Consider the following 247-nt stretch of genomic DNA (forward strand, 5'->3'; position numbering starts at 1 on the left):
TGCGCGCTTGTTCCAGGATCGGCAGCACGTGTGCGAACTGCTCCCGGCTCATGTCGCTCGGATAGGTCTTTTGGCGCATCCGCATAGTCTGCACTGATCAGCGAAGATCGTGAACAGGTTCTTAGGGAAGCTCTGAACAACGCACCACAGATACGCGACACTACCCGCCTCATCATGTAGAGGATCATCTATGCAGCTGACGTTCGGTGACGCTGAGGGCCTGGGCAAGCGCAAGCAGACCCGGCGC

General features: G+C 58.3%; 1 pseudogene. It reads right to left on the bottom strand.

Annotated elements, in window-relative coordinates:
• Window positions 1-85, bottom strand: a pseudogene (locus F7R02_RS26235) (IS5/IS1182 family transposase); the annotation flags it as partial.
• Between the last annotated feature and the right edge of the window lie 162 nt (window positions 86-247).

The organism is Xanthomonas cissicola (genome assembly GCF_008801575.1).
GTDB lineage: Bacteria > Pseudomonadota > Gammaproteobacteria > Xanthomonadales > Xanthomonadaceae > Xanthomonas > Xanthomonas cissicola.